The sequence below is a fragment of the Pseudomonas sp. Pse1 genome (assembly GCF_024519635.1).
Taxonomy (GTDB): domain Bacteria; phylum Pseudomonadota; class Gammaproteobacteria; order Pseudomonadales; family Pseudomonadaceae; genus Aquipseudomonas.
Window position 1 is genome coordinate 73,039 of record NZ_JALJRO010000016.1, and the last position, 21,769, is coordinate 94,807.

18 protein-coding genes are annotated in these 21,769 nt (G+C 61.5%); 9 read left to right on the forward strand and 9 right to left on the reverse strand.

Going from position 1 to position 21,769, the window contains the following annotated elements:
• The first annotated feature begins 47 nt into the window (after nt 1–47).
• From NR126_RS21250 to NR126_RS21260, 3 genes are all read left to right on the forward strand, one after another.
• Nucleotides 48–1,907, forward strand: a complete 1,860-nt coding sequence (locus tag NR126_RS21250) for a SurA N-terminal domain-containing protein (RefSeq protein ID WP_105755351.1) — start codon at nt 48–50, stop codon at nt 1,905–1,907.
• A 191-nt stretch (nt 1,908–2,098) separates the two neighbouring features.
• Entirely contained in the window at nt 2,099–2,980 is an 882-nt protein-coding gene (locus NR126_RS21255) for a DUF2242 domain-containing protein (protein ID WP_027618780.1), read from the forward strand.
• A 150-nt stretch (nt 2,981–3,130) separates the two neighbouring features.
• Complete coding sequence (locus NR126_RS21260) at nt 3,131–3,277, forward strand: hypothetical protein (protein ID WP_256831086.1); 147 nt, start codon at nt 3,131–3,133, stop codon at nt 3,275–3,277.
• 6 nt (nt 3,278–3,283) lie between these two features.
• On the opposite strand, the gene NR126_RS21265 is transcribed toward NR126_RS21260, so the two are convergent.
• Nucleotides 3,284–4,324 carry an AraC family transcriptional regulator gene (locus NR126_RS21265; RefSeq protein ID WP_105755349.1) on the reverse strand — a complete coding sequence of 347 codons (1,041 nt, stop codon included), beginning with the start codon at nt 4,322–4,324 and terminating at the stop codon, nt 3,284–3,286.
• 3 nt (nt 4,325–4,327) lie between these two features.
• Nucleotides 4,328–5,458: a nitrilase-related carbon-nitrogen hydrolase gene (locus NR126_RS21270; protein WP_256831092.1), complete on the reverse strand. Its 1,131-nt coding sequence runs from the start codon at nt 5,456–5,458 to the stop codon at nt 4,328–4,330.
• 211 nt (nt 5,459–5,669) lie between these two features.
• Here NR126_RS21270 and NR126_RS21275 point away from each other — a divergent pair, with 211 nt between their 5' ends.
• On the forward strand, nt 5,670–7,709 hold the full coding sequence (locus NR126_RS21275; RefSeq protein WP_256831093.1) for an NADPH-dependent 2,4-dienoyl-CoA reductase: 2,040 nt from the start codon (nt 5,670–5,672) through the stop codon (nt 7,707–7,709).
• A 74-nt stretch (nt 7,710–7,783) separates the two neighbouring features.
• The gene (locus tag NR126_RS21280) at nt 7,784–8,701 is read left to right on the forward strand and encodes a 1-aminocyclopropane-1-carboxylate deaminase/D-cysteine desulfhydrase (RefSeq protein WP_256831094.1); all 918 of its coding nucleotides are present in this window, start codon (nt 7,784–7,786) and stop codon (nt 8,699–8,701) included.
• Here NR126_RS21280 and NR126_RS21285 read toward each other — a convergent pair.
• The 3 genes from NR126_RS21285 to NR126_RS21295 form a co-directional block, all read right to left on the reverse strand.
• Nucleotides 8,698–9,246, reverse strand: a complete 549-nt coding sequence (locus tag NR126_RS21285; protein ID WP_105755346.1) for a cytochrome b — start codon at nt 9,244–9,246, stop codon at nt 8,698–8,700. The genes NR126_RS21280 and NR126_RS21285 overlap by 4 nt on opposite strands.
• A gap of 198 nt (nt 9,247–9,444) precedes the next feature.
• Complete coding sequence (gene phnX / locus NR126_RS21290; protein WP_027618786.1) at nt 9,445–10,272, reverse strand: phosphonoacetaldehyde hydrolase; 828 nt, start codon at nt 10,270–10,272, stop codon at nt 9,445–9,447.
• 52 nt (nt 10,273–10,324) lie between these two features.
• On the reverse strand, nt 10,325–11,434 hold the full coding sequence (locus tag NR126_RS21295; protein WP_027618787.1) for a 2-aminoethylphosphonate--pyruvate transaminase: 1,110 nt from the start codon (nt 11,432–11,434) through the stop codon (nt 10,325–10,327).
• A 109-nt stretch (nt 11,435–11,543) separates the two neighbouring features.
• Between NR126_RS21295 and NR126_RS21300 the strand changes: the two genes are divergently transcribed.
• Nucleotides 11,544–12,404 (forward strand): LysR substrate-binding domain-containing protein, encoded by an 861-nt coding sequence (locus NR126_RS21300; RefSeq protein WP_027618788.1) that lies wholly within the window; start codon nt 11,544–11,546, stop codon nt 12,402–12,404.
• A 12-nt stretch (nt 12,405–12,416) separates the two neighbouring features.
• Here the strand turns inward: NR126_RS21300 and NR126_RS21305 are convergent, their stop codons facing one another.
• Entirely contained in the window at nt 12,417–13,289 is an 873-nt protein-coding gene (locus NR126_RS21305) for a LysR family transcriptional regulator (protein ID WP_027618789.1), read from the reverse strand.
• Nucleotides 13,290–13,578: 289 nt separating this feature from the next.
• On the opposite strand from NR126_RS21305, the gene NR126_RS21310 reads away from it, so the two are divergent.
• Both NR126_RS21310 and NR126_RS21315 read left to right on the forward strand, forming a co-directional pair.
• On the forward strand, nt 13,579–14,904 hold the full coding sequence (locus tag NR126_RS21310; protein ID WP_256831103.1) for an MFS transporter: 1,326 nt from the start codon (nt 13,579–13,581) through the stop codon (nt 14,902–14,904).
• Nucleotides 14,905–14,982: 78 nt separating this feature from the next.
• Nucleotides 14,983–16,374 carry an FAD-dependent oxidoreductase gene (locus NR126_RS21315; RefSeq protein ID WP_027618791.1) on the forward strand — a complete coding sequence of 464 codons (1,392 nt, stop codon included), beginning with the start codon at nt 14,983–14,985 and terminating at the stop codon, nt 16,372–16,374.
• A 6-nt stretch (nt 16,375–16,380) separates the two neighbouring features.
• On the opposite strand, the gene NR126_RS21320 is transcribed toward NR126_RS21315, so the two are convergent.
• Nucleotides 16,381–18,246 carry a type VI secretion system Vgr family protein gene (locus NR126_RS21320; protein WP_256831105.1) on the reverse strand — a complete coding sequence of 622 codons (1,866 nt, stop codon included), beginning with the start codon at nt 18,244–18,246 and terminating at the stop codon, nt 16,381–16,383.
• 218 nt (nt 18,247–18,464) lie between these two features.
• Between NR126_RS21320 and NR126_RS21325 the strand changes: the two genes are divergently transcribed.
• Nucleotides 18,465–19,169: a YebC/PmpR family DNA-binding transcriptional regulator gene (locus NR126_RS21325; RefSeq protein WP_027618792.1), complete on the forward strand. Its 705-nt coding sequence runs from the start codon at nt 18,465–18,467 to the stop codon at nt 19,167–19,169.
• Between the two features lie 51 nt (nt 19,170–19,220).
• On the opposite strand, the gene NR126_RS21330 is transcribed toward NR126_RS21325, so the two are convergent.
• Both NR126_RS21330 and zapE read right to left on the reverse strand, forming a co-directional pair.
• Entirely contained in the window at nt 19,221–20,534 is a 1,314-nt protein-coding gene (locus NR126_RS21330) for a leucine-rich repeat-containing protein kinase family protein (RefSeq protein WP_256831107.1), read from the reverse strand.
• A 70-nt stretch (nt 20,535–20,604) separates the two neighbouring features.
• Nucleotides 20,605–21,741 carry a cell division protein ZapE gene (gene zapE, locus NR126_RS21335; RefSeq protein ID WP_105755343.1) on the reverse strand — a complete coding sequence of 379 codons (1,137 nt, stop codon included), beginning with the start codon at nt 21,739–21,741 and terminating at the stop codon, nt 20,605–20,607.
• Nucleotides 21,742–21,769: the final 28 nt, after the last annotated feature.

The following is a 21,769-nucleotide window of genomic DNA, read 5'->3' on the forward strand; positions in this document are numbered from 1 at the left end:
GCTCCACGGTTGCCTAATTTTGAAGTTCAACCGTTTCTGGGGGACGCATGCTGCAGAATATCAGGGACAATTCACAAGGCTGGATTGCCAAGACTATTATTGGGGTCATCGTTGCACTGATGGCCCTGACCGGTTTCGACGCCATTTTCCAGGCCACCACGCATAAAAACGACGTGGCCAAGGTCAATGGTGAAGAAATCAGCCAGAACGAGCTGAGCCAGGCGGTCGACATGCAACGTCGCCAGCTCATGCAACAGCTGGGCAAGGACTTCGATGCTTCCTTGCTCGACGAAAAAATGCTGCGTGATTCAGCGCTCAAGGGCCTGATCGATCGCAAACTGCTGCTGCAGGGCGCCCACGACTCCAAGTTCGCTTTCTCCGAAGCTGCGTTGGACCAAGTGATCCTGATGACCCCTGAGTTCCAGGTTGATGGCAAGTTCAGCCCTGAGCGTTTCGACCAGGTGATTCGTCAGTTGGGCTATAGCCGCATGCAATTCCGCCAGATGCTGGCTCAGGAAATGCTGATCGGCCAACTGCGTGCTGGCCTGGCAGGCAGTGGCTTTGTAACCGATGCCCAGGTGCTGGCATTTGCCCGTCTGGAAAAACAGACCCGCGATTTCGCTACCCTGAACGTCAAGGCCGACCCGGCCGCGGTGAAACTCACCGACGAAGAGGTCAAGGCTTACTACGACGAACACGCCAAGGAATTCATGACCCCGGATCAGGTGGTCATTGATTACCTCGAGCTGAAAAAGTCGTCGTTCTTTGATCAGGTTGCAGTGAAAGACGAAGAGTTGCAGGACGCCTATCAGAAAGAAATCGCCAACCTGGCCGAACAACGCCGGGCTGCGCACATTCTGATTGAAGTCAACGACAAGGTCAGCGAGGCGCAAGCCAAGGCCAAGATCGAAGACGTGCAGGCGCGCCTGGCTAAAGGCGAAAGCTTCGAGGCCCTGGCCAAGGAGTTCTCCCAGGATCCGGGTTCGGCTGCCAATGGCGGTGACCTCGGTTATGCAGGTCCAGGCGTCTACGATCCTGCCTTTGAAACCGCGCTGTACGCGCTGAACAAAGACCAGGTCTCGGCGCCGGTTCGCTCCAGTTTCGGTTATCACCTGATCAAGCTGTTGGGTGTGGAAGCGCCAGAAGTGCCGAGTTTTGCCAGCCTGAAAGACAAGCTGACTCGTGAAGCGAAAACCCAACAGGTCGAGCAGCGTTTTGTCGAAGCGACCAAGCAACTGGAAGACTCGTCGTTCGAAGCCTCCGACCTGGCCCAGCCGGCTGCCGATCTGAAGCTGACCGTCCACACCAGCGCGCCATTTGGCCGCGAAGGTGGTGAAGGTGTTGCCGCCAACCGTGCAGTGATCACGGCGGCGTTCAGCCCGGAAGTGCTGGATGAAGGCGCTAACAGTGGGGCGATCGAGCTGGATCCGGAAACCGTGATCGTGCTGCGTGCCAAGGAGCACCGCAAGCCAGAGCAACTGCCGCTGGCCAGCGTTGATACCGCTATCCGCGCGCAACTGATCAAGGAGCACGCCAGTGCCGCGGCCAAGGCCAAGGCGGATGAGCTGGTTGCCAGCCTGCGCGACGGCAAGACCGCCCCGGGCAGCCTGAGCTGGAAAGTCACCGAAGCGGCCACCCGTGGCCAGGAAGGCGTCGATCCGACCGTGCTGCAGGCCTTGTTCCGCATGCCCAAGCCTGCTGCCAAGGACAAACCGACCTTCAGCAGCGTGACCCTGCCGGACGGCAGCCTGGTGATCGTGCGCCTCAACGGTGTCAACGAAGCCGCGGCGCCAACCGATGCAGAGAAAGCCGAGTACCGTCGCTACCTCGCCTCGCGCGTCGGTCAGCAGGACTTTGCGGCATACCGCAAGCAGTTGGAAAGCCAGGCAGACGTCAAGCATTACTGATGCCTGACTGACGCGCTGTGTTGTCAACGAAAACCCCGGCCATCTCGTCGGGGTTTTTGTTTTATTGCCCATACAGGCGACTTTTTTCAGCAATTGATGGTCAGTAGACTGTCGCCCGTGCAAGACACGCGCCCCGTCAGCCGGCGATCTGTTGCACAATACGCCCCGGATCGTTTTCATCAGGATGTTCAATGTTCACATCATTTCCTCTGCGTGCCGCCGGACTGGCGCTGATGCTGGCAGCCATGGCCGGTTGCTCCAAGGACCAGGCTATCTATGAGCATGAGAACTTCGATGATTCCGGGACGTTTTCGCGCAAATACCCGGTGACCGACACGGCATCCTGCGAGGCGGCACGCCGTGCATTGCTGAGCCAGGGCTACATCATCACCAGCTCCGATCCGAAATTGATCAGCGGGCACAAGAGCTTCCAGCAGACCGGCGACACGCACATGGAGATCAGCTTCAGCGTGGTCTGCGCCGAAGACAGCAGCCATCATGCGACGATGTTTGCCAATGCCCTGCAGGATCGCTATGCGCTGAAGAAGACCAACAACTCGGCCAGCCTGGGAGTTGGCGTTTTGGGGTCGGTGTCGATGCCGATCGGTTCGTCCGATGATTCGATGGTCAAGGTTGCCAGTGAAACCGTAACCGCGGCCAAGTTCTACGAGCGCTTCTTTGCCCTGGTCGAAGTCTTTCTGCCGCCTGAAGTGAAGAAAGCTGCGCACATCAGCGAAAAACCCCAGACCGACCTCGGCGTGCCGGAGCCCAAGGCGGCGCCTGCGGTGCCGGCATCGACGCCGCCAGCCGCTGAGCCCGCCCAGGCGGTACCGGCAGCCCATGAGCCGGCCCCGATCGAAGCGGCTCCAGTGATCCCGGCAGCCGCAGAGCCGGTCGCACCTACGGTGTCCGAACCGGTTGCGCCACCGCCCGAGGCGGCGCCGATCACTCCCGACAGCAAAGTTGAAACCACGCCAGAAGCGGCTCCCGAAGTGATCACCGCGCCGAGCAACCCGGAGTCCTTGCCGCCGCCCTCCGAGCCGATTCCGGCCTTGCCGGCCTCGGGCCTGTAACCGGCGGTTCGCGACCTGCCTCGGCAACCTTGACGGCGGTCAAAATCTGCCGAGTCAACCCCGTGATAAATTCCCCAGTGCCTGCTACGTTTTTATAAGTAGCAGGCGCCACTGCGTACTGACGTCATTTTTCTTTCACGCTGGCACTTTATGCTGCTGATGCAGGTCAGTGTTTTAACGCGTATCAACGGGATTCAGGAGAAGTGTGCTATGGACGATTATCAGGAAGAGCTGCTCGAATATCAGGCTTTCGAACTCGACCCGCTGGAGCCAGCGGACGACGCCACCGAGTTGTAACCGCGGCTATGCCGATTGCCGGTGACTGCGGCGAAACTCACCCGGCGTCTGGCTGTTCCAGCGTTTGAAGGCGCGCTGAAAAGCTTCTGCCGAAGCAAACCCCAGCAGGTAGGCGATTTCGCCGAACGCCAGTTCCGTGTCGCGGATATAGGTCATTGCCAGGTCGCGGCGAGTGTCGTTGAGAATCGCGCGAAATTGCGTACCTTCTTCGGCGAGCTTGCGGCGCAAGGTCCAGGTGGGCAGCTTCAGGCGTGCCGCCACTTCTTCCAGGTCGGGTTCCCGACCGCCATTGAGCAATGGCCCCAGTAACGAAGTAATGCGCTCGCGCAGGGTGCGAGTACGGGTCATCTGCTCCAGTTCTCGCTCGCACAAGTTCAGCAACAGGCGCCAGGTGCTCGGGCAATGGGCAGGATTGCGCTGGGCCAGGCTGTCCTGGCTGAGGCGCAATTGGTTATGTTCAGCGCCGAACTGCAAGGCGCAATCACCGAGCAGGGCGTAATCCCCATGGTAATCAGGCTGTGGAAACTCGATCTCAACGCGCTCGGCGCGCAAGGGCGCGTCGCTGATGCTGGACAGCTGATGCAGCCAGCTGGCAATGACCGAGTCCACTACAAAGCGGTTGTAGGTGTTGTAGGGACTGATCGAATAGAACCGCAGCCAGGCGCCACAGGTGTCTTCGTGGAAGCTCGATTGGCCCCGATAGTTGGAACCGTACAGGGCTTCGAAGCGACTGATGCAGCGGGCTGCTTCACGCACCGTGGGGGCCTGGGCGGCGGTGACGCCGGCCAGGCCGAGTTGATTCAGACGGCTGAGCTGGCCCATGCGCAGGCCCAGTGCCGGATTACCGGTCAACTGGATCGCGGCATGGCCCAGGCGCATATAGCGCGGTATCGATAACCGAGCCCCCGGTTCTGCCAGGCGGGCGGCATCCAGGCCGTACTGTTCGAGCAGGGGTTGCGGGTCGAGGCCATGGCTGCGTACCGCATCTGCCAGGCTGTGGATGAAGCCCACGGACAGGTCGCCAAGGCGCATAGGCAATGGCTTCATGGCTTACAACCAGAGGTTCAGCAGGCGCGCTCCACGCGCCTCGCCGTCGGCGAAATGCTGGCCATTGCTGCTGAGGAAACTCTGGCCGGCATTGCCCCGATCCCAGAACTGCCCGCGCAGGAACACGCTGATCCCGGCGCGGGCCTGGCTGATGGGTTGCTGACTGGTGAGCGTCAGGCGATGCCAGGCCTGGCCCTCGCTGAGTTCGCCGGGTTTGAGACTGATTTCACTCGGCGTCGATGGCCCCTGATAGCCACGCCAGGGTTTGTCCCAGGTGCCGCGACCGCTGACAAACGCCGGCACGGCGATCAGCGTGGCGCCTTGTTCGTTGAGCGTGCGGTAATTGCCGGGGTACCAACTGTCATTGCCGATCAATATGCCCAGGCGTCCGGCAGGGGTGTCGACGACCGTCAGTATCTGCTCGGCGTCGGCCTGGATAAATGTTCGTTCTTCGACACTCGGGCTTATCTGGCGCTGCGGCTGGCCCAGTGGCAAACCATCGCGACCAAACACCAGGCTGGCGTTGTACAACGGCCCGCGGCCGATCTTCAGGCTACCGTCTTCGACCCTTGGCTCAGGCAGAACAATACTGCCCGCCACCAGCGTCACCTGGAACTCCCGGGCCAGGCCGCCGAACAGGGCCTGATACTGCCGGGCCATGTTCTTTGCCTTCATCCGCAGGTGAGCGTCAGCCACACGACTGTCGCCCTTGGCCGTCACCCAGGCGCGCAGGAATGGCAGCGGATTGCTCGCTGCCAACCAATTCATGGCTTCGTCAAAGGTGGCGGCCTGATACAACTCATCCTTTTCGCCGCTGACCATCAACCAGGTGCCGACATGCTCCGGCAGTACCACCACGGTCTTCGCATTGAGCAGGCCGAGATCACGAGCTTGTTGCAGATAGGCAGCGAGCTTGCGGTGCAGGCGCTCGGGGCTTTGATAGTCAGTGGGGAACAGTTGGGGCTGGATGCCCAAGAGATTGCCACGGTCACCCGGCACCCCCTGGTCGACCGCAAGCTGGATGCGCAGGTCAGACAGATAGTGACCCGCCGGGCGTTCGGTGGTCCACATGGCATAGCTGGTGATAACGGCGACCAGGGCCATGGACAGGGTCAGGTACAAAAGTTTGCGCATGGGAAAACGTCGGATCAACCGTGTGCAGGATTCGCTGACTAGGGTAGGCCTGTGGCAGATGAATGCCAAGGGCTGCTGCGCATTTGGATCAATAACTTGTCAGTTTCGGTCATTGAGCGTCGCCATGCCTGATCTTAGTCTGTGCCACATAACTGATGGACGCCCATGAGCGCCCGCACTTTTTCCGTGATTGCTCGTTGTGGAGTTTCCAATGACCGCCGCTCAATACCCGCACCTTCTGGCCCCGCTGGACCTGGGTTTTACCACGCTGCGCAACCGTACCCTGATGGGTTCGATGCACACCGGCCTTGAGGAAAAACCCGGCGGCTTCGAGCGCATGGCGGCCTATTTTGCCGAGCGCGCCCGTGGCGGCGTGGGGCTGATGGTCACGGGCGGCATTGGCCCGAACGATGAGGGCGGGGTGTATTCGGGCGCGGCCAAGCTGACCACCCACGAAGAAGCGCTCAAGCATCAGATCGTCACCCGTGCCGTGCACGAGGCGGGGGGCAAGATCTGCATGCAGATCCTCCACGCCGGGCGTTATGCCTACAGCCCGAAACAGGTCGCGCCGAGCGCCATTCAGGCACCGATCAACCCGTTCAAGCCCAAGGAGCTGGACGAGGAGGGAATCGAGAAACAGATCAGCGATTTCGTCACCTGCTCGACACTGGCGCAAACAGCCGAGTATGACGGCGTCGAGATCATGGGCTCGGAAGGTTATTTCATTAACCAGTTCCTCGCCGCCCACACCAACCACCGCACTGATCGCTGGGGCGGCAGCTACGAAAACCGAATGCGCCTGCCGGTGGAAATCGTTCGTCGGGTGCGTGAAGCCACGGGTCCGAACTTCATCATCATTTTCCGCCTGTCGATGCTCGACCTGGTGGAAGGCGGCAGCACCTGGGAAGAAATCGTCCAGTTGGCCAAGGCTATCGAGCAGGCCGGGGCGACCATTATCAACACCGGCATCGGCTGGCACGAAGCGCGAATCCCGACCATCGCCACCAAGGTCCCACGCGCCGCCTTCAGCAAGGTCACGGCCAAGCTGCGCGGTTCGGTGAGCATTCCGCTGATCACCACCAACCGCATCAACACCCCGGAGGTCGCCGAGCAGATTCTCGCTGAGGGCGACGCTGACATGGTCTCCATGGCCCGGCCATTCCTCGCCGACCCCGACTTCGTCAACAAGGCTGCTGCTGGTCGCGCCGACGAAATCAACACCTGCATCGGTTGCAACCAGGCCTGCCTGGACCACACCTTTGGCGGCAAGCTGACCTCGTGCCTGGTCAACCCGCGTGCCTGTCACGAGACCGAACTCAACTACCTGGCCGTGCAGCAGATCAAGAAAATTGCCGTGGTGGGTGCCGGGCCTGCCGGTCTGGCGGCGGCAACTGTGGCGGCCGAGCGTGGGCATCAGGTGACGCTGTTCGATTCGGCCAGTGAAATCGGTGGCCAGTTCAACGTCGCCAAGCGTGTGCCGGGCAAGGAAGAGTTCTTCGAAACCCTGCGCTATTTCAACCGCAAGCTGCAGACCACCCACGTCGAGGTGTGCCTGAACACCCGGGTCGATGTGGCCCAGCTCGTGGCCGGTGGCTTTGATGAAGTGATCCTTGCCACCGGTATCGCACCGCGCACGCCAGCCATTCCCGGGGTTGAGCATGCCAAGGTGCTGAGCTACCTGGATGTGATCCTGCAGCGCAAACCGGTCGGTCAGACCGTCGCGGTGATCGGTGCTGGCGGTATCGGTTTCGACGTCAGCGAGTTCCTCGTGCACCAGGGGGTCGCCACCAGTCAGGACCGTGAGGCGTTCTGGAAGGAGTGGGGCATCGACACCCACCTTGAAGCACGCGGCGGTGTCGCCGGAATCCAGGCCCAACCCCATGCTCCGGCGCGCCAGGTGTTCCTGTTGCAGCGCAAGAAATCCAAGGTGGGTGATGGCCTGGGCAAGACCACCGGCTGGATTCACCGCACCGGGTTGAAGAACAAACAGGTGCAGATGCTCAACAGTGTCGAGTACCTGAAGATCGACGATCAGGGCCTGCACATTCGCATTGGCGAAACCGGCGAGCCGCAGGTGCTGGCGGTGGACAACATCGTGATCTGCGCCGGTCAGGACCCTTTGCGTGAGCTGCATGATGGCCTGGTGGCTGCCGGGCAGAACGTGCACTTGATCGGCGGCGCCGATGTGGCCGCAGAGCTCGATGCCAAGCGCGCCATCAACCAGGGTTCGCGCCTGGCGGCCGAGCTGTAATTCGCCGGCGGGTCGGCGAGGGGGGAGAGGGAAGCTGCTAACATCCGGGCTATTTCTCCCCGAGCCGGCCACCGATGTTTCTCCCTTCTGACTGGCGACCTCACGCCCCGCTCGAACCCCTGCACCTGGATTGGCTGCGTCGTGCCGGAGTCGAGGTGGCAGTGTTGCGCCTGGACCTTATGGATCCGCTGATCAACGGCAACAAGTGGTTCAAGCTGGTCGAGCACCTCAAACTCGCCAGCGAGTCCCACGCTCAGGGCATCATCAGCCTGGGCGGCCCCTGGTCCAATCACCTGCATGCCCTGGCGGCGGCGGGTAAACGCTTTGGTTTCGCCACCGTCGGCCTGCTGCGCGGGCATCCTCAGGAAACGGCCACCGTGGCCGATTTGCAGGCCTTGGGCATGCAGCTGCATTGGTTGGGCTACGGCGGCTATCGCGCGCGGCATGCGGCGGATTTCTGGATTCCGTGGCTGACGCAGTACCCGGGTTTCCGGGCGGTGCCGGAAGGCGGTGGGGGAATCCTTGGGGCGCGGGGCTGTGGGCAGTTATTGACGCTGGTCGAGCAGCAACTGCACAGCCTGGGCTGGCATGACCACGATGGCTGGTGGCTGGCCTGTGGCACCGGCACCACGGCGGCAGGGCTGATATTGGCTGAAGGCGGGCGACGTCCGCTGTACGGGGTGCTGGCGGTGCCGGCGGATCATGGCGTGGCGCAGCAGATTACAGCGATCCTCCATGAAGGCGCGTTACCCGATAGCGGTTATGAGCTGCTTGATGGCAGTCGTGGCGGTTTTTCCAAAGTCGATCCGCAGCTTCTGGCGTTCATTGCCGAGACCGAGCTTGCCAGTGGTGTGGCGCTGGAGCCGTTGTACACCGGCAAGGCGCTGCTGGCGCTCAAACAACAGGTCGAAGGCGGGCGATTCGCCGCAGGAACGCGGCTGATTTTCGTGCACACCGGCGGCTTGCAAGGCCGCCGGGGCTTCGTGGGCTAGTTGCGCTTGGGCATCATGCGCAGCAGGGTGTTGTCGCGGTAATAGTAGTGATGGGCAATACCGGCCAAGGCGTGCAGGCCGATCAGCCAATAACCGATGGTCCCGCCCAGCACGTGCCAACCCTGCAGTTGCTTGGCCAGATCCTTGTTCTCGGACATCAGCAACGGCAAGTCGATACCGTAGAACATCACCTGATTGCCAGCGGCGCTGGTGGTCATCCAACCGAGAATCGGCATGCCGATCATGAAAACATACAGGGCGATGTGCATCAGTGTGGCCATCAGGCTTTGCCACTGCGGCGGTGCCGGGATGATTTTCGGAGCGACGCCCAGACTGCGGGCGAACAGGCGCAGCCAGACCAGCACGAATACGGTTAGACCGAGCATGAAGTGAGCTTCCTTGATCAGGGTCCGGCCACCACTGCCCTTGGGAAAGATCCCGCGCAGTTCGATGGTGGCATACACCACGACCAGCAGCACCAGCATCAACCAGTGCAGCGCGATCGAGACGGTGCTGTAGCGTGAGTCGGAGTTCTTCCAGGGCATACGGTGGTTCCTCGCTAGTCAGGTCTGAAGCGTTCCGTTCTTCTGTGACGGAGTGCTTTAACTGTAATCCTGTTTGCGCGGATGTGTTGGGATCAGATCAAGCTTTTGTCAGCCTCCGAAGGCTCTGATACGGGGATTGGGCGTAAATGAAAACGCCAGCCGTTATCAATGGCTGGCGTGATTGACAAGTGCTCGCATTCAGCTGCTTTGCGGCATCTCGCCCCGGGCCAGACGCTGGTTGATATCAGCGATGACCTGCGGCAGATCGGTGATGGTGTCGATCATGTAGTGCGGGCGCGAACCTTCGAACAGACCGTGAATACGCGTGCGCTCGCTGGCCAGGGTGTCGCTGGCCAGGGCGCGGTAACCCTCATACGTCAGGCCCAGGGCATTGCCCGAGCAGATCAGCGCCACGGTCCACATGCCGGCGCGACGGCCTTCGAGAATGCCCGGCACGGTGTCGTCGATCTTCACGCAGGCGGCGACGTCGTCGATGCCCAGGGCGATGACGTTGGCCAGGGCCTGGGCTGGCCATGGGCGACCGTTGGGCACTTCGTCGGTGGCGACCACATGATCGGCAATGTAGCCATTGGTCGCGGCCAGTTCGACGACCTTGTCCATGACCTGCTTCGGATAACCGGAGCATGAACCGATCTTGATCCCCTGCTGACGCAACTGGGCGATGGTCTCCAGGGCGCCGGGAATCAGCGCCGAGTGTTCGGCGATTTTTTCGATCTGCAGGGGCATGAAGCGCTGGTAGATGGCGGTCACGTCATCGTCGGTCGGGGTGCGGCCGAAGACCTTGCGATAACGTTCTGCCACTTCCGGCTGATCGCACAGGGTGCGAATGTGGTCCCACTTGCCCATGCCCATTGGCCCGCGGGCCTCTTCGATGGAGACCTGGACGTCAAACTCGGCGAACGCTTCGACAAAAATCTGGGTTGGGGCGAAAGAGCCGAAATCGACCACGGTGCCGGCCCAGTCGAGGATGGCGGCTTGCAGTTGGGTTGGGTTGGTGTAGTTCATGGTGAGTAAGTTCCTGAGCGAGATGGCGGTTTTATGCAGGATTGGGTGTGAATCAGATATCCAGGACTTCCATTTCCCGCAGCACGTCGGCCACCGCGGCGACGGCAGCTCGCATCTCGGCGCCGTTGACGTGGCCAATGCAGCCCACGCGGAAGGTTTCCACCTGGGTCAATTTGCCCGGATAAAGGATGAATCCCTTGGCCTTGACCCGTTCGTAGAACTCCTTGAACTGATAGCGCGGGTCCTTCGGCGCATGGAAGGTGACAATGATCGGTGCCTGGATCGCCGCTGGCAGGAAGCTGCGCAGGCCGAGTCGGGCCATTTCTTCCAACAGCACCTGGCAATTGGCGGCGTAGCGCTGATGGCGCACGGCCAGGCCGCCTTCTTCGTTGTATTGCAGCAGGGCTTCGTGCAGCGCCGCGACCACGTGGGTAGGCGGGGTGAAGCGCCATTGCCCGGTCTTGGCCATATAGCTGTGCTGGTCGAACAGGTCCATGGCCAGCGAATGAGAGTTGCCGGCGGCGCTGGCCAGCGCGGCCTTGTTAGCGAAGACGAAACCCATGCCGGGCACGCCTTCCAGGCATTTGCCGCTGGCGGCGATCAAGGCGTCGAACGGCACCTGCTGCGCGTCGATCGGCAGCGCGCCGAAAGAGCTCATGGCGTCGATGATCAGGCGTTTACCGTGGCGAGCGATGACCTCGGCGATTTCCGGCAGGGGATTGAGGATCCCGGTGCTGGTTTCGCAGTGGATCAACGCCACGTGAGTGATGCTGTTATCGGCCTGCAGCAGGCGGTCGACGTCGGCGGCAGTGGTGGGTTCGTCTTCGGCGGTTTCAAAGGTACTGAACGAGCGACCCAGCACTTCGCAGATCTTCGCCAGGCGCTTGCCGTAGGCCCCATTGATCAACACCAGCACCTTGCCATCACGTGGCACCAGGGTGCCGATTGCCGCTTCGACCGCGAAGGTGCCGCTGCCTTGCAGGGGCACGCAGTGGTGGCTGTCGGCGCCGTTGACGATGGCCAGCAGTTGTTCGCACAGGCTGGCGGTCAATTGATTGAAGCGGTCATCCCATGAACCCCAATCAACCATCATCGCCTGACGGGTGCGGGCCGATGTGGTCAGTGGGCCGGGGGTGAGCAGGATCGGTTCGGCAGTACTCATTCTCGTGTCCTCGCGTTCGATGGGATGAAGCTACGGGAGATAAATTGCAATTTGCGCTGCCATCAATCAAATTGTTTGTTGTTATGCCAGCCATCAGTGAGGCTTATTCATGAACCTGTTCCAGTTGCGTGCTTTTGATGCGGTCGCCCGTGAAGGCAGCTTCACCCGGGCCGCGAGCCGCCTGTTCATCAGCCAGCCGGCGGTGACGGGCCACATCAAGGCGCTGGAAGAGCACTACCAGATCACCTTGTTGCGGCGCACTGCGCGACGGGTCGAATTGACCGAGGAGGGGATCAAGTTGGCGGCGATCACCCGGGCCATGTTCGGCCTGGCCGATGAGGCCCAGGTGCTGCTGGAAGCCAATCGCCAGTTATTGACCGGGCGCCTGGAGGTCGCCGCCGATGGTCCGCACATGGTCATGCCGATGCTTGCCAGCCTGCGTGCCCGTTATCCGGGCATTACCGTCAACCTGCGGCTGGGCAATGCCCAGGAAACCCTGGCAGCGCTGCTGTCGGAACACGCCGACGTCGCCGTGCTGACCGAAGTCGATCCGCGCAAGGGCCTGCATTTGCAGGCGCTCACCGAATCAAGGATGTGCGCGTTGGTGCCGCAGGGACATCCCTGGGCGCAAGCCGAGGGGGTGGCACTCAAGCAACTGGATCAGGTGATCATGGTCTTGCGCGAACCGAGTTCGATCACCCGTCGCACATTCGACGAGGCCTGTGCTCAGGCACGCATCAGCCCACGGGTGCTGCTGGAACTGGACAGCCGCGAGGCGGTGACCGAAGCGGTGGCGGCGCAGTTGGGGGTCGGGGTGGTGGCATCGGTGGAGGTCAGTCCCGACCCGCGGGTGTGCGCTGTGCCGATTGTTGGCGAAGGGCTGCTCAATCGCCACTTACTGGGGTGCCTGGAGCGCCGTCGGGACTTGCGTCTGATTCAGGCGTTTTTTGCCTTGGCACCTGCAACTTAGGGGCTGACTCTGTTACTCCAGGCTTTCGCGGACCATTTGCAGGAACGTCGCCACCACCCGTCGTGAGCTCTGTTCGCGCAGGCAGACCAGGGTCTCGGTCAGGCGCCGGGTGCAGTCGATGATCGGCAGCGCGCAGACCCGCGCGTCGGCGCCAAACTCGGCGGCCGACACCACCCCCACGCCAATCCCCACCACCACCGCCTCGCGGGCGGCTTCGCGGCCTTCCACCGAGATCGCCGGGCGGATGCGAAAGCCGGCTCGAGCCATTTCTTCTTCCAGGGTCTGGCGGGTCACCGAGCCGACTTCGCGCAAAACCAGTGGTGTGTCATCCAGGTCCGCCAGGCAGATGGACTCGCGATCTGCCCAGGGGTGATTACGCGAGACGAAGGCAACCATCGGATCGTCGCGCAGAGGTAACGACAGCAGGCGTTCGTCGCTGACATCGCGGCCGAGCAACGCCAGGTCAGCCTGATAGTTGAACAGCCGAAACAACGATTCGTCGGTGTTGCCGGTTTCTATCTTCACGCTGATGCCGGGGTAGCGCTCGCAGAAGCGGGCGATCTGCGGCAGCACGTGCACCGGCGCATCCACCGCGAGGATCAGGCTGCCGGTTTGCAGAGCCTGGGAGTCTTGCAGCAGTTCGTGGGCTTGCGCTTCGATGACGAACAGGCGCTGGGTGATATTCAGCAGGCGTTCGCCCAGGTCGGTGAGGCGTACCGAGCGTTTGTTGCGATGAAACAGCAAAACGCCGAAGCGTTCTTCGAGTTTGCGCACTTGATCGGAAATCGCCGGTTGGGTCAGGAACAGGCGTTCGGCAGCCTTGGTGAAGCTGCCATGCTGAGCGACCGCATGAAAAGCCTTGAGCTGGGTGTGGGATACCGACATCGGAAGGCCTCTTACAAGCTGTGCTTATATTTGAAATACGATAAATCGATTTCACTTATTAATCAGTAATTGTTTTTATCGCTGTAACTGTCGCCGACGGGTCGTTCGACTTGCGGTGATGGCCATGATCCTGGCGCGCATGGAAATCTCGAGACAGGGATGGAACAGGACTCATCTGACCGGTAAGGCTTCAGTTAAAGAGGTCTTGCCGCAGTGCTCAACAATAAAAACACAGGCGTTTTGCTTTCTGAATCTGCCGGCACACTCACACCCTGAGGTCAGATCCACAATGAATAAGCACATCGGCTCCATCAAGCGTTGGCGCGTGCAAATCTTCGCCATCACCTGGCTCGCATACGCAGCCTTTTACTTCACTCGAAAAGCCTTCTCGGTGGCCAAGCTGGGTATCGGCGAGGACCCTACCTTCCACCTCGACAAAATGGCCATGGCCAACCTTGATGCGATCTACCTCGCGGCCTATGCCGTCGGGCAATTCGCCTGGGGCATGCTCGCTGACCGCTTTGGGCCACGGGTGGTGGTGCTCGGCGGGTTGTTGATTTCCGCTGCGGCGGCAGTGGTGATGGGCAGCTTCGCCACCTTGCCGATCTTTGCCACCTGCATGCTGATTCAGGGCCTGGCGCAGTCCACCGGCTGGTCGGGGCTGTGCAAGAACATCGGCAGTTTTTACCCCGCTCAACAGCGAGGACGGGTACTGGGGCTCTGGAGTTCGTGCTACGCCTTCGGCGGGCTGGTGGCATCGCCCTTTGCCGGATGGTGGGCCTATACCTACATCGGCAGCTGGCACGCGGCGTTTATCTCCAGCGCGGTGGTGGTGGCGTTCGTCGCGCTGCTGTTCTTTATCTTTCAGCGCAACAAGCCCGAAGACGTCGGCTTGCCCGCCGTTGAGCCGGAACCGCAGCTCAGTGCCGAGGAAGTCCAGGCGCAAGGCAAGGTCAGTGTATTGGCGCCGCTGCGAGACATTTTGCGCAATCGCACGGTACTGACCCTGGGCCTGGCGTACTTCATGCTCAAGCCGGCGCGTTACGCGATCCTGTTATGGGGGCCGGTGATTGTCTTCGAGCAAATGCCCTCGGTGGGCAAAGTCGGCGCTGCGATCATTCCGACCGCGTTCGAACTCGCCGGCTTGCTCGGGCCGATCCTGCTGGGCCTGGCCTCGGACAAATTGTTCGGTGCGCGGCGCATGCCGGCCTGTGTCCTCAGTCTGTTGGCCCTGACGGTTACCCTGGCGCTGTTCATGGGCGCCCTGCATACCGGCAGCGTACTGTTGGTGGTGGCGCTGTTGTTTGTCATGGGCCTGACCCTGTATGGACCGGACTCGATGATCAGCGGCGCGGCGGCGATTGATTTCGGCACCGCCAGGGCTGGCGCCACGGCCGCAGGTTTCGTCAATGGCTGCGGCTCGGTGGGCGCGATTCTGGGCGGTCTGCTGCCGGGTTATTTCGACACCGTCACGGTGTTCATCGTGTTCGCCGGTTGCGCCATGTTCTCCGCGCTGGTGCTGATTCCACACTGGAACAGTCGGCCGGTCGCGCTCAGGACCGATAACGCCTACGTCCCCAACACGCCAATGGCGATCAAGCCACTGCGCACCTGATCCCGCTGTCTACAGATCCTGTTGACGGCCATGATCTGGTCGTCGGCGGGGCTGTGCCCACGAAACAGGAGATAGACCATGAGACCCTTTTGGCTCGCCCAGGCACTGGACGCCGAAACATCGGCAGCCAGCTCACCCCTGGCCGGTGATACCCACGCCGAGGTGTGCATTGTCGGTGGCGGTTACACTGGCTTGTGGACGGCGATCATGCTCAAGCAGCAGCAACCCGACCTCGATGTCCTGTTGATCGAGGCCGATATTTGCGGAGCCGGCGCCAGTGGTCGCAACGGTGGTTGCGCGCTGTCCTGGTCGGCCAAGTACTTCACCCTGGAGCGCCTGTTCGGCGTCGAGGAGGCAGTGCGACTGGTCAAGGCGTCGGAGCAGAGCATCCATGCCATCGGGGCTTTTTGCGAACAGTACGCGGTGGACGCCGACTTTCGCCTCGACGGTACGCTCTACACTGCGACCAATCGCGCCCAATGCGGGGCGACCGACAGCGTCATCAGTGCGCTGGAGCGACAGGGCATCAATTCGTTCAGCAAGCGTCCGCTGGCCGACGTACAGCGCATGGCCGGTTCGAGTCAGCACCTGGAAGGTTGGTTTTCCCCGGCAGCCGCCAGTGTGCAGCCGGGCAAACTGGTGCGTGGTCTGCGGCGGGTGGCGTTGCAACTGGGTGTGCGGATTCATGAAAACACCGCCATGATCGGCCTTGAAGAAGGCCGCCCGGCAGTGATCAAGACACTGCTCGGGCGGATTCGCGCGGGGCGCGTGGTGCTGGCGATGAACGCCTGGATGGCCCGCGCCTTTCCGCGTTTCGAGCGCAGCGTGGCGATTGTTTCCAGCGACATGCTGATCACCGAACCGCGTCCGGATTTGCTCAAGTCGATTGGCCTGACTAGCGGCGTGACGGTCCTCGACTCGCGGATTTTCGTGCACTACTACCACAACACCCCGGATGGCCGGATCATGCTCGGCAAGGGCGGTAATACCTTTGCCTACGGCGGCAAAATGCTGCCGGTGTTCGATCAGCCGTCTCCCTACGCCGGATTGTTGCGCACCAGCCTGGCGCAGTTCTTCCCGGCATTCGCCGAGGTGCCGGTGGCGGCCACCTGGAACGGACCTTCGGATCGCTCAGTGACCGGCCTGCCGTTTTTCGGGCAAATGAGTGCCAGCGGCAATGTGTTTTATGGCTTTGGCTACTCCGGGAGCGGTGTCGGACCCTGCCACATGGGCGGGCAGATCCTTTCGTCAATGGTGTTGGGCCTGGACAACCCCTGGACTCGATCGCCGCTGGTCAACGGGCCACTGGGCTACTTTCCGCCGGAACCGATTCGCTACCTGGGTTCGCTGATTGTGCGCAATGCGATCCGCCGCAAGGAGCGGGCGGAGGATCACGGCCGGCGACCTCGGCGGCTGGACCAGCACCTGGCGAAGTTTGCCGCCGCTGCTGGCAAGGCCGACAAGGGCTGATGAGCTTCACGTTGCCTTGCCGGACGGCGGCAACAGCCATTCGAACAGCAGATGATTTTCCGCGCAGCGCTGATGCCGCTCGGCCGACCTGGCGCATTCGATAAGTGCCAGGCGTTGCCGACTGTCCCAGTGTTGCCGGACATATTCTGCCAACAGCACGCAGTGTCCCGAATACATGAGGCAAAGTTGCTCGGGAGTGCGCGCGAACTCGGACGCCAGGCGGGTCTTCTGTTGGACGCTCAGCGCGAGTTCGCCATGCTCCGAACTGGTGCCGTGGATCAAAACGTCCTTTTGCTCGAGACTTCCCGCGCGGGTGATACCTGAGTCGGGCATGCGCACGATGTACCAGGGCGTATCAGCCAGGCGGTCGCTGGTCGCCGGCGGTCGTTCAAACAGATAAATCTCACTGCGCCATGGTTGCTCCGGTGCCGGGTTGGCTTCATCGGTGACCGCTGGCTCCGAGGCGCCGGCCGGAAGGCCATCGAGCATCGGGCCGGACAAGGTGATGCTGTTCGGATTGATGTGCAGCACATTGCCATTGGCGGCAAGACTGATGGACTGCGGCTCCTCTCCGGCGCAGGCGTAGGTGTCTGTCGCACACAGCACCGGTCGATCGGGATCTCCCTCAAGGAAACTGACGTGAACGTCGCTCCCGGCCTTCGGCAAATTCGCCTGTCCGCTGCCGCTGTGGATGACTGGTAGCCATACGCCCTGGCCAGCGTGCCCATCAGGATGCGTTGGCCACAGCTGGACCTGCAGGCGATTGTTGTCGTCGAGGCGCGCCGGTTCGATGACGCGGCCAATCTGCAAGCCGTTGATGCAGGGTTTTGCAGCCTTGAAGGGTGGGCGGAACTCGGTCGACCAGGGAATGGCCTTGAAGCGATTGTGGTACGCAGCGGTGTGGCCGTCCTCCGGCATCTGGAAATGGTGCTGCAGCTCGTACAGCAGCCATTGGTCATTGAGCGATGCCCGTGGATGTCCGCTGACTTGCAGGATGCGTCCGGTACTCATGGCTGCGTCGGTGCTGCGTCCGTCGATGTGTTGGTCAAGGCAGCGCAGGCGCTCCAATTCGCGTCGTCCCAATTGGTTCTGGTGGGCTTGCGCGGGGCTGAGGCGCGCACCGGACGGGGGCGCGGCGCAGTGAGACTGATTGGCCGCTTCGTCAAGCGTGAAGGGTGCGCCGTGGAAATCAGTTCGGCGCAAAGTGGGGTGTAGCACATCGTGGGGGCGGCCAAGGGATTGGGTCAGTTGCTGGATTACCGGCGGATGACCATGGGCCGCGCCAGGATCAAAGCGCGTCTCGAGGGGCTGTCGGATGAAGCTGCCACTGTCCTCGGCAAACACCAGCACATGCTGCTGCGGGTGGTGTTCAAAGTGAAAATGAATGCCTTCTTCTTCGCACAACCTGTGCAGCAGTTGCAGGTCGCTTTCAGCGTACTGAATGCACAGTTCACGAGGCGGGTAGACGCCGTGAGGCAGATCGAAACGGTAGCTGTCCTCTGGTAGCTGGTGCTCTTGCAGCAAGCATCGCAGGATCTGCGGGACACTCGATTGCTGCCATATTCGACGCCGCCGGGGCTGGTCCAGGACCCGCAGATGAGGGCCAAGCATCAGGCGATAGCCGACGTGCTGCGGACCCTCGTAATACCGGCTCGCACTGTGAATGGTGCCGTGAATCATTGCCTGCGCAGTCAGCGCGAGAAGAGCAGGTTGATGCAGTGATTGCTGCAGTTCCAGTGCCGGGCCCGCCACATCGATCTCGAACTGGTAGAGCTGGTTGAGGGCTTCGCGACCGCTGAAACGGCGCACCATAAAGCGCTGGGCGGTGGTGGTGAAGGTCAGGGTAGGGCGGCTTTCCATGTCGTTGAGCATCAAACTCTCTTCTGCCGTGAAGTTCGGGCATAGAGGTTACGAAACAACAATCACCAATAGTCAGTCCGGGACCACATTTCAGAAAAGCCCTACAACTGCGTGTGAATATGTCGATCACAGGATTAACTTTTTGGTCGATTGCCAACTTCTTGCCGTATAAACTGGCGCAAAGCGTCGGCCAATAGATGTCTCGGCGCCACTGATCAAGAGAGTGAGTAATGGGCGCACAGTGGAAGGTTAAACACAAAGAAGCGGCAGCCAACGCCAAGGGGAAAATCTTCGGCAAACTGGTGAAGGAAATCACCATTGCTGCGCGTAACGGTGCCGATATCTCGACCAACGCGCATTTGCGCCTGGTAGTTGAACAGGCCAAGAAAGCCTCGATGCCCCGTGAAACCCTGGAACGTGCGATCAAGAAGGGTTCGGGTCAATTGGGCGAGACGGTCCAATACCACCGTGTGACCTACGAAGGTTTCGCGCCGCATCAGGTTCCGCTGATCGTCGAGTGCGTGACCGACAACATCAACCGCACCGTCGCTGAAATCCGTGTGGCCTTCCGTAAGGGCCAGCTGGGCGCATCCGGCTCCGTGGCCTGGGATTTCGACCACGTCGGCATGATCGAAGCCGAGCCGGCAAACCCGGACGCCGATCCGGAAATGGCCGCCATCGAAGCGGGTGCCCAGGATTTCGAACCGGGCGAAGGCAACGCCACCCTGTTCATCACCGAAGCCACTGATCTGGACGCGGTGCAGAAAGCCCTGCCGGACCAGGGTTTCACCGTATTGTCGGCCAAACTGGGCTACAAGCCGAAGAACCCGGTCAGCGGCCTGACCGATGCGCAGATGGAAGAAGTCGAAGCCTTCCTCGAAGGGCTGGACAACCACGACGACGTGCAGGACATGTTCGTCGGTTTGGCGGGTTAATTCCCTCCGACAGGCTGGAGCGGGTGATCCCCGCTCCACGTTTGCCACAGTTCAGGCTGAGCGTAATGCCGCCTGGATGTCCTTGAAGCAAGGTCGCGCCAGTACCTCTGGCTGACAGCAATCTTCCTGCAATGCCCACAACGCCTGACGTCGCTCGTTGCTCAAGCCCGAGTCGATACGTTCCAGCAATTCCCCCAGCAAAATCCCGAAGGCGCGCACTTCGATGCGTTGCAGCGCGCGGGTTTCCAGGGTGTCGGCGGTGGCATGGAACGAGGCCGCGCCGAAGTCGCCCAACAGGCAGTCACCGTGCTCGTTATACAAGGTGTTGTGGCCGTACAGGTCGCCATGGGTAATGCCTTGCTCATGCAAGTGTCCGGCCGCTGAGGCGATGCCGCAGGCGATATTCAAGGCTACGGATGGGGCGAATCGAGTGCCAGGGGCATACAGATCGCGGCTGCAGGAGTCCAGGCTGGGCAACGCTGCCAGATTGCGATAGTTCGGTGCGATCAACTGCATCACCAGTCCCGCTTGCTGCCGGGGATGGTCGACCACCCGCCCGAGTATGCGAATCAGGTTTGGGTGCAGGCCTGCGGTGACGCAGGCCTGCATTTCATGCAAGGGCGAACCGTCACTGGTCATCTGCCCTTTGTAGAGCTTGACCGCAACCTGTTGCGCCGCTGCCTCGGGCGGTTGCCAGGCTGCCTGGTGAATCACCCCCGAGGCCCCTTCGCCCAGGCATTGGCCGAGGGTCAATTCGCGCCAGGGAATGGGCGCGGTATTGGCCAGCGCGTCTGTGTTGCCCTGCGATTCCAGCGGATTGCCGGCGTACGCCAGCCAAGCCAGCGCCGGCAGGGTCAGTAACCACTGTGGCAGTTCGCTCAGGCGGTTGGCGGCAATGCGCAACAGCTCCAGCTTGTGGCACTGACTCAGGCTCGACGGCAGTCTCTGCAGACGATTGCCGGCGAGCATCAGCTTTTGCAACTGCGGTCTTGCGCCCAGCTCGTCCGGTAACTCGCTGATGCAGTTGTCGGTGAGGATCAGCCAGCGCAACTGCGGCGGCAGTGCGGCGGCGGGCACCCGTTCAAGGCGATTGGCCTTGAAGCCGATCATGCTCAATTGCGCACATTGGCCCAGGCAGGCGGGCAGCTCACGGAACTGGTTGTCCGAGCAGAACAGCACGCGCAAGTGAGTCAGCCGATACAGGTCGTCGGGCAGCCGGCTCAGGGCGTTGCCGCTGAGGTTGAGCACTTCGAGCGAGTCTGCCAGGTTGAAGATGTCCTCGGGAAACTCGGTCAGGCCGCACGCCAGGTCCAGTCGTTTGATGCCTGCCAATTCGCCGGCGCGCAGTTGTGCAAGGGTGTGCATGGACAGATCCAGCCAGTGAGAGCCTAAAAAGTGCCGGCATGATACCCCCCGGCACCGGGGGCAGGGTGGCTTATTGTCCGGCGGTGATTTCCACCAACTGGCCGAGACGGCTACGGGTGCGCGCGAGATCGATGGCGTCACCGCCCAGGTGTTCACGCAGTGCGCGCTGACCCAGCAGGACCAGGCGTTTGTCCTGGTCGTAAAGGACGTCGATGAGATTGATGAAGCGTTGCTGGATGGCGATCGGGCAGTCAGCCAGATCCGGCAGTCCGTCGACGATCCAGGTATCGAAACGTCGGCACAGCTCCAGGTAGTCCATGACGGCCGTGGGTTGTTCGCACAAGTCGTTGAAGGTGAAGGCGACGGTACGTTGGGCACAGTAACGAGCCTGCAACTGGCGGGTGCCGACTTGCAATGTGATGCTCGTCGCCTCGGCGGGGGGCAACAGCAGGACCTGGCGCTGGTTCGCGGTGCCGGGCCAGACGTACTGGCCCTGGGTAAACACCTGCTGGGAATGGTTGCGTACCTGGCTGCGATAGTCGTGGGGGCCGCCGACTTCCATGACCTGCATGCGCGCATTGATCAGGTCGATCACCGGCTTGAACCGCGCATGGTAAAGCGGGTTGGGCAGCAAGCCCTGGGGCGGGTAGTTGGACGTGACCAGCAGCAGGATGCCGCGCTGGAACAACGCCTTGAACAACCGCGTGATGAGCATGGCATCGCCAATGTCGTGGACGTGGAATTCGTCGAAACACAGCACCCGGCATTGTTTGAGCAAATCATCCAGGGTGTCGGCCAAGGCATCCGGCGAGCCCTGGTGGTTGAACATGCCCTGGTGCAGTTGGGCGAAAAAATCATGGAAGTGCAGGCGCTGTTTTTCCTCGACCGGCAGTGCCTTGAAGAATCCGTCAAGCAACCAGCTCTTGCCCCGGCCCACTGCGCCATACAGGTACAGGCTGCGGGGCACCTGGCCCGGTGCAGCCGTGGCGGGCAGGGCGCTGGCCAATTGCGCCATGCATTCGATCACCCGTTGCTGGCTGTGGCTGAGGGTATAGCCCTGGGACTGCGCCTTGTGTCGGAAATAGTCGTGAATCAATCGGCCATTGGCGCCGTTGTGGGGGGCGCGTCTGAAGGCGTTGCGCAACAGTCCGCGCAACGCCGGCCAGCGTGCGGTGAATCGTGAGCGATCAGGCGGGCGAACGGTCAAGGGTAAGTTTCCCTACGGGTTTTGCGGG

Bases quoted from the DNA above. Each gene is read 5' to 3' on its own strand.
- phnX (WP_027618786.1), bottom strand. From the start codon at position 10,272: ATGAACTACACCAACCCAACCCAACTGCAAGCCGCCATCCTCGACTGG.
- NR126_RS21320 (WP_256831105.1), bottom strand. From the start codon at position 18,246: ATGCTCAACGACATGGAAAGCCGCCCTACCCTGACCTTCACCACCACC.
- NR126_RS21275 (WP_256831093.1), top strand. From the start codon at position 5,670: ATGACCGCCGCTCAATACCCGCACCTTCTGGCCCCGCTGGACCTGGGT.
- NR126_RS21250 (WP_105755351.1), top strand. From the start codon at position 48: ATGCTGCAGAATATCAGGGACAATTCACAAGGCTGGATTGCCAAGACT.
- NR126_RS21270 (WP_256831092.1), bottom strand. From the start codon at position 5,458: ATGCGCAAACTTTTGTACCTGACCCTGTCCATGGCCCTGGTCGCCGTT.
- NR126_RS21300 (WP_027618788.1), top strand. From the start codon at position 11,544: ATGAACCTGTTCCAGTTGCGTGCTTTTGATGCGGTCGCCCGTGAAGGC.
- NR126_RS21310 (WP_256831103.1), top strand. From the start codon at position 13,579: ATGAATAAGCACATCGGCTCCATCAAGCGTTGGCGCGTGCAAATCTTC.
- NR126_RS21255 (WP_027618780.1), top strand. From the start codon at position 2,099: ATGTTCACATCATTTCCTCTGCGTGCCGCCGGACTGGCGCTGATGCTG.
- NR126_RS21315 (WP_027618791.1), top strand. From the start codon at position 14,983: ATGAGACCCTTTTGGCTCGCCCAGGCACTGGACGCCGAAACATCGGCA.
- NR126_RS21330 (WP_256831107.1), bottom strand. From the start codon at position 20,534: ATGCACACCCTTGCACAACTGCGCGCCGGCGAATTGGCAGGCATCAAA.
- NR126_RS21305 (WP_027618789.1), bottom strand. From the start codon at position 13,289: ATGTCGGTATCCCACACCCAGCTCAAGGCTTTTCATGCGGTCGCTCAG.
- NR126_RS21265 (WP_105755349.1), bottom strand. From the start codon at position 4,324: ATGAAGCCATTGCCTATGCGCCTTGGCGACCTGTCCGTGGGCTTCATC.
- NR126_RS21280 (WP_256831094.1), top strand. From the start codon at position 7,784: ATGTTTCTCCCTTCTGACTGGCGACCTCACGCCCCGCTCGAACCCCTG.
- NR126_RS21285 (WP_105755346.1), bottom strand. From the start codon at position 9,246: ATGCCCTGGAAGAACTCCGACTCACGCTACAGCACCGTCTCGATCGCG.
- NR126_RS21325 (WP_027618792.1), top strand. From the start codon at position 18,465: ATGGGCGCACAGTGGAAGGTTAAACACAAAGAAGCGGCAGCCAACGCC.
- NR126_RS21260 (WP_256831086.1), top strand. From the start codon at position 3,131: ATGCTGCTGATGCAGGTCAGTGTTTTAACGCGTATCAACGGGATTCAG.
- NR126_RS21295 (WP_027618787.1), bottom strand. From the start codon at position 11,434: ATGAGTACTGCCGAACCGATCCTGCTCACCCCCGGCCCACTGACCACA.